This window comes from Seonamhaeicola marinus (assembly GCF_008085455.1).
Genome location: NZ_VSDQ01000395.1, coordinates 1 through 415, shown reverse-complemented (window position 1 = coordinate 415; position 415 = coordinate 1). Strand labels below are relative to the sequence as shown.

The following is a 415-nucleotide window of genomic DNA, read 5'->3' as shown; positions in this document are numbered from 1 at the left end:
GTGTATGGAAACCAAGTGAAAAAACACCACTCTGCGGTATAGCGTGCCAAAATATTATAGCCGAAGTTTTAAAAGAAAACAACTTGCCAGAAGGTATTTCATGCTTGATTAATGGCGATTATAAAGTTGGTGAGTTTATGACTAAAGATGTTAGAATTCCGTTAGTTTCTGCAACAGGTTCAACCAGAATGGGTAAAATTGTAGCCAAAGAAGTGGCTGGCAGATTGGGCAAAACCTTATTAGAATTAGGAGGAAATAACGCTATTATTGTTACACCCGATGCCGATATAAAAATGACGGTTATAGGTGCTGTTTTTGGCGCTGTTGGTACCGCAGGACAACGCTGTACAAGCACACGCCGTTTAATTATTCATACTAGTATTTATAACAAAGTAAAACAAGCCATTGTTGATGC

The 415-nt window shown here is 38.3% G+C and carries 1 protein-coding gene; it reads left to right on the top strand.

The genetic code is table 11. The features are described from left to right. Nucleotides 1-415: aldehyde dehydrogenase family protein (locus tag FUA24_RS05115; RefSeq protein WP_148540297.1), on the top strand; the 415-nt coding region annotated here is incomplete at both ends.